General features: G+C 67.9%; 1 protein-coding gene. It reads left to right on the forward strand.

Features of this window, described 5'->3' with window-relative positions:
- Positions 1-5 precede the first annotated feature (5 nt).
- Positions 6-17,861 (forward strand): non-ribosomal peptide synthetase, encoded by a 17,856-nt coding sequence (locus GO999_RS17265; protein ID WP_249215104.1) that lies wholly within the window; start codon positions 6-8, stop codon positions 17,859-17,861.
- Positions 17,862-17,872 lie beyond the last annotated feature (11 nt).

The following is a 17,872-nucleotide window of genomic DNA, read 5'->3' on the forward strand; positions in this document are numbered from 1 at the left end:
TGCCAATGGAACTGTTTGCTAGGCTGAAAAAAGAGGGTGTGCAGTTCTCGGTCAAGGACGGCAGCCTGGTCGTGCGCGGCAACCGGCAGTCGCTCAGCGATCCCGCCGTGGCGGCGTCGCTGCGCGAGCACAAGACGGCGCTGATCGAGCTGATCCAGAGCGGCGCCGGCATTGGCACGCAGGCGGACGAAGCGCTTGCGCCGCCGGGCATCGAGGCGGGCTGCGAACGGATCACGCCCGCCATGCTGCCGTTGGCGACGCTGAGCCAGGAAGCGATCGACCGCATCGTGTCGCAGGTGCCGGGCGGCGCCGCCAATATCGAGGACATCTATCCGCTGGCGCCGCTGCAGGAGGGGATTCTCTATCACCACCTGGCCGCGCAGCAGGGGGATCCCTATGTCCTGCACGCGATGTTCGGCATGGCGGACCGCGAGCGCGTCAACGCCTTCGCGCAGGCCCTGCAGGCGGTGATCGATCGGCACCCGATCCTGCGCACGGCCGTGGTGTGGCAGGGCTTGGACGAGCCGATGCAGGTGGTTTGGCGGCACGCCGGGCTGGTCGTGGAGGAGGTCGCGCTGGAGCCCGGTGCCGATCCGGCCGGACAGCTTCGGTCGATGTTCGACCCCCGCCGCCGCCCGCTGCTGGCGATCGGCCAGGCGCCGCTGGTGAAACTGGTCTATGCCGCGGACGCGGCGACGGGCCGCTGCGTGGCGATGCTGCTGTTCCACCACCTGGTGTTGGACCACCTGGCATTGGAGCGGGTGCGACAGGAAATGCAGGCCCACCTGTCGGGGCAGGCCGCGTGGCTGCCTGCCGTGGTGCCCTACCGCGACTACGTGGCCCAGGCGAAGCAGCGCGTCAGCCAGGCCGCGCACGAGGCCTTTTTCCGCGAGATGCTGGGCGATGTGGACGCGCCCACCTTGCCCTTCGGGCTGCAGGATGTGCAGGGCGACGGTGGCGCCATCGAGGAAGCCACCTTGCGTCTGGACGCCGCGCTGAGCGCGCGTCTGCGGCATCAGGCACGGCAAGCGGGCGTCAGCGCGGCGAGCCTGCACCACCTGGCCTGGGCCCGGGTCGTGGCGGTGCTGAGCGGCCGGGACGACGTGGTGTTCGGCACGGTGCTGCTGGGCCGGCTGCAGGGCGGGCGCAGTGCCGAACGCGCCCTGGGCCTGTTCATCAATACGCTGCCGCTGCGGGTGGCGGTGCACGGGCAAGACGTACTGGCCGGCACCAGGGCCGTGCACGCGCGACTGAGCGCGCTGCTGGGCCACGAACACGCGCCGCTGGCGCTGGCACAGCGCTGCAGTGGCGTGGCGGCGCCGCAGCCCCTGTTCAGCGCGTTGTTGAACTATCGCCATAGCGCGGCGCCCGCTGCGTCGGCAGCGACCGCGCCTACCTGGTCCGGCATCGACGTGCTGGAAATGAAGGAGCGCACCAACTATCCGCTGACGGTCTCGGTGGACGACCTGGGCGACGGCTTCGAGTTGAACGTGCAGAGCGCGGCGGGCATCGATCCGGAACGGATCGCCGGGTATCTGGAGATGGCATTGGTCAGCCTGACCGAAGCGCTGGAACGCGGCGGCCGGGAGCCGTTGCACAGCCTGACCGTCTTGCCGGTAGCCGAGCGTCAGCTGCTCCTGGCGCGATGGAACGAGACGGCGGCCGACTCTGCCCGGCAGGCATCGTTGTCGGGCCTGTTTGAGGCGCAGGTTGTCCGCGCGCCCGAGGCCATCGCCATCGAACAGGGCGAGCGGCAACTGAGCTACCGCGCATTGAATGCGCTCGCCAACCGGCTGGCCTGGCGCCTGCGCGAAGCGGGCGTGAAGCCCGGTGACCGGGTGGCGATCCTGCTCGAGCGCTCCATCGAACTGGTCGCGAGTGAACTGGCCATCCTCAAATGTGGTGCCGTCTATGTGCCGCTGGACTGCAATGCGCCTCAGGCGCGTCTGCGCTTCCTGCTGGAGGACGTCGAGGCCGCTCTGCTGCTGACCGCAAGCGGGCTGGATGTCCCCGTGCTGGCTGGCCTGCGTCGGCTCGATGTCGATGGCGCCGCAGGCAACAGTGCCGTCGATGCCGATCTGCCGCCGGTGCCGGGCGGCGAGGCGGCGGCCTACGTGCTGTATACCTCGGGCTCCACCGGTCTTCCCAAGGGTGTCGTGGTACCGCACAGGGCGATCAGCCGGCTGGTGCTGAACAACGGTTACGCGGCGTTCTGCGCGGACGATCGCATGGCGTTCGCCTCGAATCCTGCCTTCGACGCCAGCACGCTGGACGTATGGGTACCGCTGCTCAACGGCGGGCGCGTCGTGATCATCGATCAGCCGACGGTGCTGGCGCCCGAGCGCTTCGCCCAGGCGCTGCGTCGCGGTCAAGTCAGCGTCCTGTGGATGACCGCCGGTCAGTTCCACCAGTACGCACCGTCGCTGATCGGGGTGTTCCCGCAGTTGCGGTATCTGATGGTGGGCGGCGACGTGCTGGATCCCGCGACCATCGCGATGGTGCTTCGCGAAGGGGCACCGCAGCATCTGCTCAACGGCTACGGCCCCACGGAAACGACCACGTTTGCGACGACGCACCTGATCCAGTCCGTCGCCGCCGGCCGGGGCATCCCGATCGGCCGTCCGATTGCGAACACGCAGATCTATGTTCTGGACGCGTATCAACAGCCGGTGCCGCTGGGGGTCACCGGTGAGATTTATGTCGGCGGTGCCGGTGTGGGACTCGGCTATCTGAACCGTCCGGAGCTGACGGCGGAGCGCTTCGTGGTGAACCCGTTCCATGGCGAAGGCCGTGAGCGGATGTACAAGACGGGGGACCTTGGGCGCTGGTTGCCGGACGGCAGCCTGGAGTACCAGGGCCGGGCGGATGCCCAGGTCAAGCTGCGCGGCTTCCGGATCGAGCTGGGCGAGATCGAGGCGAGTCTGTCGCAGTGTGCGGGGGTCAGCGAGGCCGTGGTGATAGTGCGCGAGGACACGCCGGGCGAGCGGCGGCTGGTAGCGTACTACGTGAGCGGCGAGGCAAATGTAAGTGGCGAGGCAATCGAAGCGCAAGCGCTGCGCGAGCAGCTACAGGCCAGCCTGCCGGAATACATGGTGCCGGCCGCCTATGTGAAGCTGGAGCGCCTGCCGCTGACACCGAACGGCAAGCTGGACCGCAGGGGCTTGCCGGCCCCGGAGGGCCAAGCGTATGCGAGCAAGGCCTACGAGGCCCCGCAAGGCGAGGTGGAACAGACGCTCGTGGGGATCTGGCAAACGCTGCTGGGTGTGGAGCGCGTGGGTCGCCACGACGACTTCTTCGCGCTGGGCGGTCACTCGCTACAGGCCGTGCGGCTGGTGGCGCAGGTGCGCACGCAGCTGGGCGCGGAGCTGGGGCTGACGGAACTGTTCGCCCAGCCAAGCCTGAGCGCGGTGGCACAAGCGATCGTGCGAGGACGGGGCCGCGCACTGCCGGCGATCACGGTGGCCGATCGCAGTGGACCGCTGCCGCTGTCGTTCGCGCAGCAGCGATTGTGGTTCCTGGCGCAGATGGAGGGGGGCAGCGAGGCGTATCACATCCCGGTGGGGCTGAGGCTGAAGGGCGAGCTGGACGAGGAAGCATTGCGCCGCTCGTTGGACCGGATCGTGGCACGGCACGAAGCGTTGCGCACGCGCTTCGAAGTGCAGGAAGGACAGGCCGTGCAGCGCATCGTACCGGCAGACGTCGGGCTGACGCTGGAGTGGGTCGACCTGAGCACCGAGGAAGCATCAGAGCACCAGCTTGGCTTGCAGGCCGAGGCGGAGGCGCGAACTCCGTTCGATTTGGAGCAAGGCCCACTGATCCGAGGCCGCCTGGTAAAGCTGGGCGAGCAGGAACACGTGCTGCTGATCACGATGCACCACATCGTGTCGGATGGCTGGTCGCAGGGCGTGTTGGCAAGGGAGTTGGGCACGTTGTACGAGGCCTATCGATCGGGCGGTGAGGACCCGCTGCCGGCCTTGCCGATCCAGTACGCGGACTACGCAGTCTGGCAGCGCCGCTGGCTGGAGGGCGGGGAACTGCGAAGGCAGGGCACGTACTGGGAACAAGCACTGGCCGGCGCCCCAACGCTGCTGAGCCTGCCGACCGATCGGGCACGGCCGGCACAGCAGGACTACGCAGGCGGCTCGGTCGAAGTGATATTCGACGAGACACTCAGCGCAGGACTGAGAAAGCTGAGTCAGCGACACGGAACAACGCTGTTCATGACGGTACTGGCCGGTTGGTCGGCCCTGCTGAGCCGGCTATCGGGCCAGGAAGAGGTGGTGGTGGGCTCGCCGGTAGCCAACCGCACGCGCAGCGAAGTGGAGGGCCTGATCGGCTTCTTCGTGAACACGCTGGCACTGAGGGTGGAGGTCGGCGGCACGACGGTATCGGAACTGCTGGGCCGCGTGAAGGCAAAGGTGCTGGAAGCCCAGGCCCACCAAGACCTGCCATTCGAGCAGGTGGTGGAGCGAGTCAGGCCAGTACGTAGCCTGTCGCACAGCCCGGTGTTCCAGGCCGCACTGTCGTGGCTGAACACGGAAGCGGTCGGGCTGAGCCTGGAGCTTGAGGGACTGACGATCGAGGGCGTGGATGCCGGTCAGGCCGCAGCCAAGTTCGACCTGACGCTGGAACTGAGGGAAACATCGGAAGGCCTCGCGGGCTCGCTGGATTACGCGACGGCGCTGTTCGATCGGGAAACGATCGAACGCTACCTGGGCTACCTGCAGCGGTTGCTGGCGGCGATGGTGGAGAACGACAGCCAGCAGGTGAGCCGGATCGGTCTGCTGGACGAGGACGAGCGCGTACGGCTGCTCGAGTCGTGGAACGAGACGGCGGCGCCGTACCCGCAGGCCTCGACGATCCACGGCCTGTTCGAGGCCCAGGTTCGCCGCACGCCAGAGGCGATCGCGGTGGAGCACGAAGGCCAACAGGTGAGCTACGCGGAGTTGAACGCGCGGGCAAACCGCGTGGCACACGCGCTGATCGGCTTGGGCGTAGGCCAGGATGCGCGGGTGGGCCTGTGCGTGGAGCGAAGCGTAGAGCTGGTGGTCGGGCTGCTGGGGATCCTGAAGGCGGGCGGAGGATATGTCCCGCTGGACCCGTCATATCCGCAGGATCGTCTGACCTACATGCTGGAGGACAGCGCCCCGGTGGCAGTGCTGACGCAGGGGCTGGTGCGGGAGCAATTGGGCATGCTGTCGGTGCCAGTGCTGGACCTGGATGGACCGCAGGAGGAAGCCGAGCACGATCCGCAGGTCGAGGCATTGAAGCCACACCACCTGGCCTACGTGATCTACACCTCGGGCTCCACCGGCCGCCCCAAGGGCGTGATGAACGAGCACCGTGGCGTCGTCAACCGGTTGTGGTGGGCGCAGCAGACCTACCGTCTGGATGCCAGCGACCGGGTATTGCAGAAGACCCCTTTCGGCTTCGATGTGTCGGTCTGGGAACTGTTCTGGCCTCTGCTGGCAGGCGCCCGTCTGGTGATGGCTCGGCCGGAAGGCCATAAAGACCCGGCCTATCTGGCCGCGACGATCGAGCAGGCGGGGATCACCACGTTGCACTTCGTGCCATCGATGCTGCAACTGTTCCTGGACCAGGTGGAGGCCGGGCGCTGCCAAGGCTTGCGCCGCATGCTGTGCAGCGGCGAGGCCTTGCCGCATGCGTTGCAGCAGCGCAGCCTGGCGCGCTTCCCGCACTCGGAACTGCATAACCTGTACGGCCCGACCGAGGCGGCCATCGATGTCACCGCCTGGCGATGCAACGCAGAGATCCATCCGGGCATCGTACCGATCGGCCGGCCGATTGCGAACACGCGGATGTACGTTCTGGATGGGCATCAGCAGCCGGTGCCGTTGGGGGTGACCGGTGAGATCTATATCGGCGGCGCTGGTGTGGCACGCGGCTATCTGAACCGTCCGGAACTGACGGCGGAGCGCTTCGTGGTGAACCCGTTCCATGGCGAAGGCCGCGAGCGGATGTACAGGACGGGAGACCTTGGGCGCTGGTTGCCGGACGGCAGTCTGGAGTACCAGGGCCGAGCGGATGCACAGGTCAAGCTGCGCGGCTTCCGGATCGAGCTGGGCGAGATCGAGGCGAGGCTGTTGCAGTGTGCGGGGGTAAGCGAGGCGGTGGTGACGGTGCGCGAGGATGCACCGGGCGAGCAGCGGCTGGTGGCGTACTACGTAAGCGGCGAGGCAATCGAAGCCCAGACGCTGCGCGAGCAGCTACAGGCCAGCTTGCCGGAATACATGGTGCCGGCTGCCTACGTGAGGCTGGAGCACCTGCCGCTGACGCCGAACGGCAAGCTGGATCGCAAGGGCTTGCCGGCCCCAGACGGCCAAGCGTATGCGAGCACGGCCTACGAAGCGCCGCAGGGCGAGGTGGAGCAGATGCTCGCAGGCATCTGGCAAACGCTGCTGGGCGTGGAGCGTGTGGGGCGTCACGACGACTTCTTCGCGCTGGGCGGCCACTCGCTACAAGCCGTGCGCCTCATGTCCCTGGTCGAACAAGCCGGATGGCGCGCGGACGTCAGCCGTCTGTTTTTGCAGCCGACCTTGGCCGGCTTTTCCGCATCGATCACCGTCGCCGACGCAGTCGACATTCCTGCGAACCGCATCGCATCGGGCTGCGCCCGGATTACGCCGTCGATGCTGCCGCTGGCATCGCTGAGCCAGGCGGCGATCGACCGCATGGCGGCCCAGGTGCCCGGCGGCGCAGCCAACATCGAGGATATCTATCCGTTGGCACCGTTGCAGGAAGGCATCCTCTACCACCATCTGATGGCAAAGCAGCGCGATCCTTACCTGCTTTTCGCCATGTTCCGCATGGACAGCCGCGCGCGCCTGGAGGCGTTCGCGCAAGGTCTGCAAAGCCTGATCGTGAGGCACACCATCCTGCGAACGGCCGTGATCTGGGACGGCCTGGACGAGCCGATGCAAGTGGTCTGGCGACAAGCCGCGCTGGAACGCCAGCAGATGCGGCTCGATGCTGCCGACGGCGACATCGCAACGCAGCTGAAGCAGCGCTTCGACCAGGGACTCCACGGCCTCGACCTTCGGCAGGCGCCGCTGATGCGGCTGGTCTTCGCGGAAGACGCGGCCAGGGGGGGCTGGGTCGCCATGCTGGTGTTCCACCACATGATCGACGATGCCACCTCGATGAAATGGCTGCACACCGAGCTCGAAGCCTGTCTGGCGAACGAGGCTCGGCACTTGCCCCGCGCAATCCCCTTCCGAAACTACGTGGCGCGCACCCGGCAGGCCATCGCCGGCAACGCGCACGAAGCGTTTTTCCGCGAGATGCTGGCCGATGTGGTGGAGCCGACCCTCCCGTTCGGCCTGCAGGATGCTCGCGGAGATGACCTCGCCATCGGGCAGGCGACACGCCGGTTGAGCGGCCCCCTCAGCCGCCGGCTGCGGCAGCAGGCACGGCTGCTGAAGGTGAGTGCGGCCAGCCTGCATCACCTGGCCTGGGCCCGGGTCGTGAGCGCGACGAGCGGCCGCGACGACGTGGTGTTCGGTACGGTGCTGATGGGCCGTTCGCAAGGCGGTCGCGGTGCCGAGCACACGGTGGGCATGTTCATCAATACGCTGCCGCTGCGCGTGCTGCTGGACGACCGGATGGTGTCCGCCGGCGCCAGGGACACGCACGTCCGGCTGGCCGCGCTGATGGGCCACGAGTATGCGCCGCTGGCCGAGGCCCAGCGCTGTAGCGGCGTGGCGGCGCCGCAGCCCTTGTTCGGCGCGCTGCTGAACTATCGCCAGAACATGCCGCAGCCCGAACCCGCCGGCCAGGTGTCCGCGGCATGGACGGGCATCGATGTCCTGGGCATGGACGAGCGCACCAACTATCCGCTGACAGCCGTCGTGGACGATCTCGGAGAAGACTTCGGGCTCATCGTGCAAAGCGTGCCGGGCATGGATGCCGAGCGGATCGTCGGGTATCTGGAGACTGCGCTCGCCAGTCTGGTCGCGGCCCTTGAGCGCGGCGGGCGCGAATCGCTGCGCAGCTTGACTGTGCTGCCCGAAGCGGAACGCCATCAGCAGATCGATGGATGGAACCGGACGCAGGCGGCGTACGCGAGCGCATCGACGCTGCCCGGCCTGGTGGAGGCCCAGGCGGCCCGCACGCCGGACGCGATCGCGGTGGAGCACGGCGCATCGAAGCTGAGCTACCGGGAGCTGGACCGCCAGGCAAACCGCCTGGCGCATCGGCTGATCGCGCGGGGTGTGGTCCCGGATGCGCGGGTGGGGCTGTGCGTGGAGCGCGGGCTGCCGATGGTGATCGGCGTGCTGGGGATCCTGAAGGCGGGCGGGAGCTACGTGCCGCTGGACCCGTCGTATCCGCGGGATCGGCTGGCGTACATGCTGGAGGACAGCGCGCCGGTGGCGGTAGTGGCGCAGTCGGGCACGCGGGATCGTCTGGGCGATCGGCCGGTGGCGGTGGTCGACCTGGACGATGGAGGCTGGCAGGCCGAGTCATCGCATCGGCCGGAGGTGGCGGGGCTGTCGTCGCATCACGCGGCGTACGTGATCTACACCTCGGGCTCGACGGGGCGGCCGAAGGGTGTGACGGTGGAACACCGGCAGGTGGTGAACCTGCTGGAGTCGATGCGAGGCCTGCTGGCGATGACGGAGGCGGACCGCTGGCTGGCGGTGACGACGCTGGGCTTCGACATCGCGGGGCTGGAGCTGTATCTGCCACTGATCAGCGGCGCGGTGGTGGTCGTGCTGGACCGGGAGGCGAGCCGCAACGCGCAGTCGCTGTCGGCGGCGCTGGAGGGCAGCGGCGCGACGGTGATGCAGGCGACGCCGTCGACGTGGCGGTTGCTGCTGGAGTCGGGCTGGTCAGGCCGGCCTGGGCTGAAGGCGCTGTGCGGAGGCGAAGCGCTGCCGGGTGAGTTGGCGGGCCGGCTGAGGGCGCGAGTGGGCCGGCTGTGGAACGTGTACGGACCGACGGAGACGACGATCTGGTCGTCGGCGAGGGAGGTGGATGCAACGGATGCAGGGCAGGGCGTCGTACCGATCGGCCGGCCGATCGCGAACACGCAGATCTACGTTCTGGATGGGCATCAGCAGCCGGTGCCGTTGGGGGTGACCGGTGAGATCTATATCGGCGGCGTCGGCGTCGCACGCGGCTATCTGAACCGTCCGGAGCTGACGGCAGAGCGCTTCGTGGAGAACCCGTTCCACAGCGAAGGCCGCGAGCGGATGTACAGGACGGGGGACCTGGGCCGCTGGTTGCCGGACGGCAGCCTGGAGTACCAGGGCCGAGCGGATGCCCAGGTCAAGCTGCGCGGCTTCCGGATCGAGCTGGGCGAGATCGAGGCGAGGCTGTCGCAGTGTGCGGGGGTCAGCGAGGCGGTGGTGACGGTGCGCGAGGATGCACCGGGTGAGCAGCGGCTGGTGGCGTACTACGTAAGCGGCGAGGCAATCGAAGCGCAGACGCTGCGCGAGCAACTGCAGAGCCGCTTGCCGGAGTACATGGTGCCGGCCGCCTACGTGAGGCTGGAGCACCTGCCACTCACGCCCAACGGCAAGCTGGATCGCAAGGGGCTGCCGGCCCCGGAGGGCCAGGCCTACGCGAGCACAGCCTACGAGGCCCCGCAGGGCGAGGTGGAGCAGACGCTCGCGGGCATCTGGCAAACGCTGCTGGCCGTGGAGCGTGTGGGTCGCCACGACGACTTCTTCGCGCTGGGCGGCCACTCACTACAAGCCGTGCGGCTGGTGGCGCAGGTGCGCACGCAACTGGGCGCGGAGCTGGGGCTGACGGAGCTGTTCGCCCAGCCAAGCCTGAGCGCGGTGGCACAAGCGATCGTGCGAGGACGGGGCCGCGCACTGCCGGCGATCACGGTGGCGGATCGCGGCGAAGCGCTGCCGCTATCGTTCGCGCAGCAGCGGTTGTGGTTCCTGGCGCAGATGGAAGGGGGCAGCGAGGCGTATCACATCCCGGTAGGCCTTAGGCTGAAGGGTGAGCTGGATGAGGATGCATTGCGCCGCTCGTTGGACCGGATCGTGGCGCGACATGAAGCGTTGCGCACGCGCTTTGAAGTGCAGGAAGGACAGGCCGTGCAGTTCATCGTACCGGCAGACGCCGGACTGACGCTGGAGTGGGTCGACCTGAGCGCCGAGGAAGCCTCAGAGCACCAGCTCGGCTTGCTGGTCGAGGCGGAGGCGCGAGCCCCGTTCGACCTGGAGCAAGGCCCACTGATCCGAGGCCGCCTGGTGAAGCTGGGCGAGCAGGAACACGTGCTGCTGATCACGATGCACCACATCGTGTCGGACGGGTGGTCGCAGGGCGTGCTGGCAAGGGAGTTGGGCACGCTGTACGAGGCCTACCGTGCAGGCAACGCTGATCCGCTGCCGGCTTTGCCGATCCAATACGCGGACTACGCAGTCTGGCAGCGCCGATGGCTGGAGGGCGGGGAACTGCAAAGGCAGGGCACGTACTGGGAACAAGCACTGGCCGGCGCCCCGACGCTACTGAGCCTGCCGACCGACCGGGCGCGGCCAGCGCAGCAGGACTATGCCGGCGGCTCGGTCGAAGTGATATTCGACGACACACTCAGCGCAGGGCTGAGGAAGCTGAGTCAGAGGCACGGAACGACATTGTTCATGACGGTGCTGGCCGGGTGGTCGGCCCTGCTGAGCCGGCTATCGGGTCAGGAGGAGGTGGTAGTAGGCTCGCCGGTAGCGAACCGCACGCGCAGCGAGGTCGAGGGGCTGATCGGCTTCTTCGTGAACACGCTGGCACTGAGGGTGGAGGTCAGCGGCGCGACGGTATCGGAACTACTGGGCCGAGTGAAGGCGAAGGTGCTGGAAGCCCAGGCCCACCAGGACCTGCCATTCGAGCAGGTAGTGGAGCGGGTGAGGCCGGTGCGCAGCCTGTCGCACAGCCCGGTGTTCCAGGCCGCGCTGTCGTGGCTGAACACGGAAGCGGTCGGGCTGAGTCTGGAACTGGAGGGTCTGACGATCGAGGGCGTGGACGCCGGTCAGGCCGCAGCCAAGTTCGACCTGACGCTGGAACTGCGGGAAACATCGGAAGGCCTCACCGGCTCGCTGGACTATGCGACGGCGCTGTTCGATCGGGAAACGATCGAACGCTACCTGGGCTACCTGCAGCGGTTGCTCAAGGCGATGGCCGCCGACGATAGCCAGGAGGTGAGCCGGATCGCGCTGCTGGACGAGGACGAGCGCGTACGGCTGCTCGAGTCGTTGAACGAGACGGCGGCGCCGTACCCGCAGGCCTCGACGATCCACGGCCTGTTCGAGGCCCAGGTTCGCCGCACGCCAGAGGCGATCGCGGTGGTGCACGAAGGCCAACAGGTGAGCTACGCGGAACTGAACGCACGGGCAAACCGTGTGGCACATGCGCTGAGGCGTCTGGGCGTAGGCCCGGATGCCCGAGTGGGTCTGTGCGCGGAGCGAAGCGTAGAGCTGGTGATCGGGCTGCTGGGAATCTTGAAGGCAGGCGGAGGATACGTGCCGCTGGACCCGTCATATCCGCAGGATCGTCTGGCCTACATGCTGGAGGACAGCGCCCCGGTGGCCGTGCTGGCGCAGTCGAACACACGCGAGCAGTTGGGGGCACTGTCGGTGCCAGTGCTGGACCTGGATGGACCGTTGGAGGAAGCCGAACACGATCCGCAGGTGACGGGCCTGGAGCCACACCACCTGGCCTACGTGATCTACACCTCGGGCTCCACCGGCCGCCCCAAGGGTGTGGTGGTCGAGCACCGGAATACGGTGAATTTCCTGGCCTGGGCTGCACGTGCCTTCCCGCCTGCAAGTCTGGCCAGGACCTTGTTCTCGACTTCGTTGAACTTCGATCTCTCGGTGTTCGAATGCTTCGCGCCGCTGACCACGGGCGGACGCATCGACATCGTGGTCAATGTGCTGGCCTTGGGCGATGGAACGCATGACGTCAGACTGATCAATACGGTGCCTTCGGCGCTGAGCGCCCTGCTCGAGTCGAGCGGTCTGGACCCCGCCGTCGAAGTCGTGAACGTGGCCGGCGAAGCCTTGAAGCGCGAACTGGTGGAGCGGTTGTTTGCGCAGACACAGGCGCGGCGGCTGTACAACCTGTACGGTCCTTCGGAAACCACTACGTATTCGAGCTGGGTGTGCATGGATCGGCAGACAGGCTTCCAAGCCCATATCGGCCGGCCGATCGCAAACACGCAGATCTACGTTCTGGACGCGTATCGGCAGCCGGTGCCGTTGGGCGTAACCGGTGAGATCTATATCGGTGGCGCCGGCGTTGCGCGAGGCTATCTGAACCGTCCGGAACTGACGGCGGAGCGCTTCGTGGTGAACCCGTTCCATGGCGAAGGCCGCGAGCGGATGTACAGGACGGGAGACCTTGGGCGCTGGTTGCCGGACGGCAGTCTGGAGTACCAGGGCCGAGCGGATGCACAGGTCAAGCTGCGCGGCTTCCGGATCGAGCTGGGCGAGATCGAGGCGAGGCTGTCGCAGTGCGCAGGGGTAAGCGAGGCCGTGGTGACGATGCGCGAGGACGTGCCGGGCGAGCAGCGGCTGGTGGCGTACTACGTAAGCGGCGAGGCAATCGAAGCCCAGACGCTGCGCGAGCAGCTACAGGCCAGCTTGCCGGAGTACATGGTGCCGGCTGCCTACGTGAGGCTGGAGCGCTTGCCGCTGACACCGAACGGCAAGCTGGACCGCAAGGCGCTGCCGGCTCCAGAAGGCCAGGCGTATGCGAGCACAGCCTATGAAGCGCCGCAGGGGGAAGTGGAAGTCGCCCTGGCAGGCATCTGGCAAACGCTGTTGGGCGTGGAGCGCGTGGGTCGCCACGACGACTTCTTCGCGCTGGGCGGTCACTCGCTGCAAGCCGTGCGGCTGGTGGCCCAGGTGCGCACGCAACTGGGCGCGGAGCTCGGGCTGACGGAGCTGTTCGCCCAGCCAAGCCTGAGCGCGGTGGCACAAGCGATCGTGCGAGGACAGGGCACCGCACTGCCGGCGATCACGGTGGCGGATCGCGGCGAGCCGCTGCCGCTATCGTTCGCGCAGCAGCGGTTGTGGTTCCTGGCGCAGATGGAAGGGGGCAGCGAGGCGTATCACATCCCGGTAGGCCTTCGGCTGAAGGGCGAGCTGGACGAGGAAGCATTGCGCCGCGCACTGGACCGGATCGTGGCACGGCACGAAGCGTTGCGCACGCGCTTTGAAGTGCAGGAAGGACAGGCCGTGCAGTTCATCGTACCGGCAGACGCCGGACTGACGCTGGAGTGGGTCGACCTGAGCACCGAGGAAGCATCAGAGCACCAGCTCGGCTTGCTGGCCGAGGCGGAGGCGCGAGCTGCGTTCGATTTGGAGCAAGGCCCACTGATCCGAGGCCGCCTGGTAAAGCTGGGCGAGCAGGAACACGTGCTGCTGATCACGATGCACCACATCGTGTCGGACGGCTGGTCGCAGGGCGTGCTGGCGCGGGAGCTGGGCGCACTGTACGAAGCCTATCGATCGGGCGGTGAGGACCCGCTGCCGGCGTTGCCGATCCAATATGCGGACTACGCAGTCTGGCAGCGACGCTGGCTGGAGGGTGCGGAACTGCAAAGGCAGGGCACGTACTGGGAACAAGCACTGGCCGGCGCACCGACCCTGCTGAGCCTTCCAACCGATCGGGCACGGCCGGCGCAGCAGGACTACGCGGGCGGCTCGGTCGAAGTGATATTCGACGAGACACTCAGCGCAGGACTGAGAAAGCTGAGTCAGCGACACGGAACAACGCTGTTCATGACGGTACTGGCCGGTTGGTCGGCACTGCTGAGTCGCCTGTCTGGCCAGGAAGAGGTGGTGGTGGGCTCGCCGGTAGCGAACCGCACGCGCAGCGAAGTGGAGAACCTGATCGGCTTCTTCGTGAACACGCTGGCACTGAGAGTGGAAGTCGGCGGCGCGACGGTATCGGAGCTGCTGGGCCGAGTGAAGGCGAAGGTGCTGGAAGCCCAGGCCCACCAAGACCTGCCATTCGAGCAGGTGGTGGAGCGGGTGAGGCCAGTGCGCAGCCTGTCGCACAGCCCGGTGTTCCAGGCAGCGCTGTCGTGGCTGAACACGGAGGCGGTGGGGCTGAGCCTGGAGCTTGAGGGACTGACGATCGAGGGCGTGGACGCCGGTCAGGCAGCGGCGAAGTTCGACCTGACGCTGGAACTGAGGGAAACATCGGAAGGCCTCGCGGGCTCGCTGGATTACGCGACGGCGCTGTTCGATCGGGCCACCATCGAACGCTACCTGGGCTACCTGCAGCGGTTGCTGGCGGCGATGGTGGAGAACGACAGCCAGCAGGTGAGCCGGATTGGTCTGCTGGACAAGGACGAGCGCGCGCAGCTGCTGGATTCGTGGAACGAGACGGCGGCGCCGTACCCGCAGGCCTCGACGATCCAAGGCCTGTTCGAGGCCCAGGTTCGCCGCACGCCGGAAGCGATCGCGGTGGAGCACGAAGGCCGGCAGGTGAGCTACGCGGAACTGAACGCACGGGCAAACCGGGTGGCGCACGCGCTGATCGGCTTGGGCGTCGGCCCGGATGCGCGGGTGGGTCTGTGCGCGGAGCGAAGCGTGGAACTGGTGGTCGGGCTGCTGGGGATCCTGAAGGCAGGCGGAGGATATGTCCCGCTGGACCCGTCATATCCGCAGGATCGTCTGGCCTACATGCTGGAGGACAGCGCCCCGGTGGCCGTGCTAGCGCAGTCAAACACACGCGAGCAGTTAGGGGCACTGTCGGTGCCGGTGCTGGACCTGGCGAGTCCACTGGAAGGCGAGGCCGAACACGATCCGCAGGTCGAGGCATTGAAGCCACACCACCTGGCCTACGTGATCTACACCTCGGGCTCCACCGGCCAGCCCAAGGGCGTCGAGGCGACGATCGCCGGCCTGGCCAACCGCCTGCAGTGGTTCCTCCGCGACGTGCTGACGGAGGCGCCGGTCACCGCGCTCAAGACCAGCATCGGCTTTGTGGATGCCGTCACCGAGACCTTGGGCACGCTGCTCGCGGGCGGCTCCCTGGTTGTCTTCGACAACGCGGCCGTGAAGGATCTGTCCGTGTTCGCACGGCGGTTGCGCCAGACGGGCGTGTCCCATCTGGTGGTGGTGCCGTCGCTGCTGAAATACCTGCTGCAAAGCGGTGAACCCCGCCTCGATGGACTGCGCACGCTGGTCTGCAGCGGCGAGCGCCTGGCTCCCGAGCTGGCCCGGCAATGCCTCGCCGCGTATCCGCAGGTTCGGTTGCTGAATTTCTACGGCTCGTCGGAGGTCAACGGTGATGCCACGTTCTACCGCTATGCCGGGCCCGAGCATGTGCCGGCGCACTCCGTGATCGGCCGTCCGATCGCCAATACGCAGATCTACATTCTCGACGCGTACGGCGCGCCCGTGCCCATCGGCGTGCCGGGCGAAATTCATGTGGGAGGCGCCTGCGTGGCCCGCGGCTACCTGCATCGCCCCGGGCTGACCGCCGAGCGTTTCGTGGCCGATCCGTTTCATGGCGACGGCCGCGCGCGGATGTACAGGACCGGCGACCTGGGCTGCTGGCAGGCGGACGGCAACATCGTCTACCTGGGCCGCAACGATCATCAGGTGAAGCTGCGCGGCTTCCGCATCGAGCCCGGCGAGATCGAGGCACGGCTGGCCGGCTGCGAGGGCGTGCGCGAAGCGGTGGTGCTGATCCGCGACGACGGGGTCGGAGAGCCGCGGCTGGTCGCCTACTACAGCGGTCCGGCCGCGTTGCCTGCCCAGGCGCTGCGCGCCCAGCTGCAGGCGGCCTTGCCCGCCTACATGGTGCCCGCGGCCTATGTGTACCTGGAGCGGATGCCGTTGACTTCCAGCGGCAAGCTGAACCGCCATGCGCTGCCGCAGCCCACGGCCGGCGCCTATGCGCAGCACAGCTACGAAGCGCCGCGCAGCGGCATCGAAACCCGCCTGGCCTCGATCTGGCAGGCACTGCTCGGCGTCGAGACGATCGGCCGGCACGACGACTTCTTCGCGCTGGGCGGCAACTCGCTGCAGGCGGTTCGCCTGATCGGCCTGCTGGCGAAGGCGGATTGCCGGGTCACGCTCACTCAGCTGCTCCAGCATCCCAATATCGCATCGCTGGCGGCGGTGGCCGAGCGCGACGGCATGCGGACGCGGGACCAGGCGGTTCCGGTGCGGACCACGGGCAGCCAGCGGCCGCTGTTCCTGGTGCATGAAATCACCGGCCTGGACGGCTACTTCACGCAACTGGGTGCCTGGATCGACGCGGATATCCCGGTCTACGGCCTGCCCGCGGTGGGCTGGGGCGAGCCGCAGCTGCGCACCATCGAGGGGCTGGCCAAGCGCCTCAAAGCCGCCATGCGTGCCGTGCAGCCGCACGGGCCGTACCGGCTGGCGGGCTGGTCGTTCGGCGGCGTACTGGCCTACGAGATCGCCATCCAGCTGATCGGCGAAGATGAGGAGGTCGAATTCCTGGGCCTGCTCGACACCCGGCACCCGGCCCTGGTCAGCGGCGGCAAGCCGAAGTGGGCCGCGGAGAACCGGCCGCATCACGCGCAGTTGCTGGAGCTGTGCCTTGCGTATTGGCAGCAGCGCAGTCCGGGCGGCCCCGAATCGGCCAAGCTGGCCGGTTTGGCCGGCGTGGAGGATTTCAGCGCACTGCTGGAACGCTGTCGCGCGCAAGCATTGCTCGCCCCCGACCTGGCCGACGTCACGGAACCGGACCTCTGGCACGTCCTCGACCGCATCGTCGCGCACGGCGATGCCCAGGCCAACTACACCGTGTTTCCGATGCCGCTCAAGCTGCACCTCTTCGTGGCGGCGCACGAGCAGCGCGACGACGAACCGCCACCGCACAAGCGCTGGCTGGGCTGGAATGCGATCCTGCCGGACACCCAACTGCAGCGTATCGTCGTGCCCGGCACCCATCAGTCCATGGTGCTCGAACATGCCCAGGCACTGGGCGAGGCCCTGAGCGCAGCGCTGCACGCCGCAGCCGGGCAACCGCAGCCGGCCTTGCAGGAAGCGCACTATACGCCGCTGCTGACGATCGACGCCGGCTCGCACCGTCGGGAAAGCATCGTGTGCATACCGGGCGCCGGCGACGGCGTGGTCCGCTTCATGCACTTGGCGGAAGCCCTCGGCGGGGCCCGGCCGCTGTACGGCATGCAGCCGCGCGGCGTCGACGGGTGGCGGGTGCCGCATGGCACCGTGGAGGCCGCCGCGGCCGCCTACGTGCGCGCGCTCGATGCCGGGCAGGTGGCGCGCGGCATTCACCTGATCGGACACTCCTTCGGCGGCTGGGTCGCGCTGGAAATGGCCTTGCAGCTGCAGGCGGCGGGCCGCGCCGTGGCCTCGCTGACCCTGCTCGACTGCGAGGCGCCCGGCAGCGAGGCGGGCTGGCTGGGCCGGACCTATACAGCGACGCAGGTGCTGGCGAAATTTGTCGAGGCGGTCGAGCTGGCGTTGGGCAGATCACTGGGCATCGATCCCGCGCGGCTGCACGCGGCCGACGAAGCCGAGCAATGGCGGCTGATCCATGCCGGCATGGTCGGGGCGGGCCTGATCCCACGGCGCTCCCAGCCCGGCATGCTGCGCGGCCCCATCCGCACCTTTGGCGCTGCGCTGCGCACGCAGTATCGGCCCGGCCGCCTCTACACGGGGCCCGTGCGCCTGGTGCTTGCCGACGATCCCGCGCTGAGCCGCGAGGCCAATGAGCGCGAGCAGTGCCGGACCGTCTCCGAGCTGCGCGGCTGGGCGCCGGACCTGGTCGCCTGGCGTGGCCCGGGCAACCATTTTTCTCTCCTCACGCCGCCGTATGTGCAGCAGGTGGCGGCCTGGTGGGAAGGCCTGCGCGCCGAGGAGGTGGTCCAGCCGGTGACCTGACGTGGAGCGGC

The sequence above is a fragment of the Ralstonia nicotianae genome, from assembly GCF_018243235.1.
Lineage (GTDB): Bacteria > Pseudomonadota > Gammaproteobacteria > Burkholderiales > Burkholderiaceae > Ralstonia > Ralstonia nicotianae.

What these genes read in the sequence shown, in the direction of transcription:
- GO999_RS17265 (WP_249215104.1), top strand. Translation starts at nt 6, where the DNA reads ATGGAACTGTTTGCTAGGCTGAAAAAAGAGGGTGTGCAGTTCTCGGTC.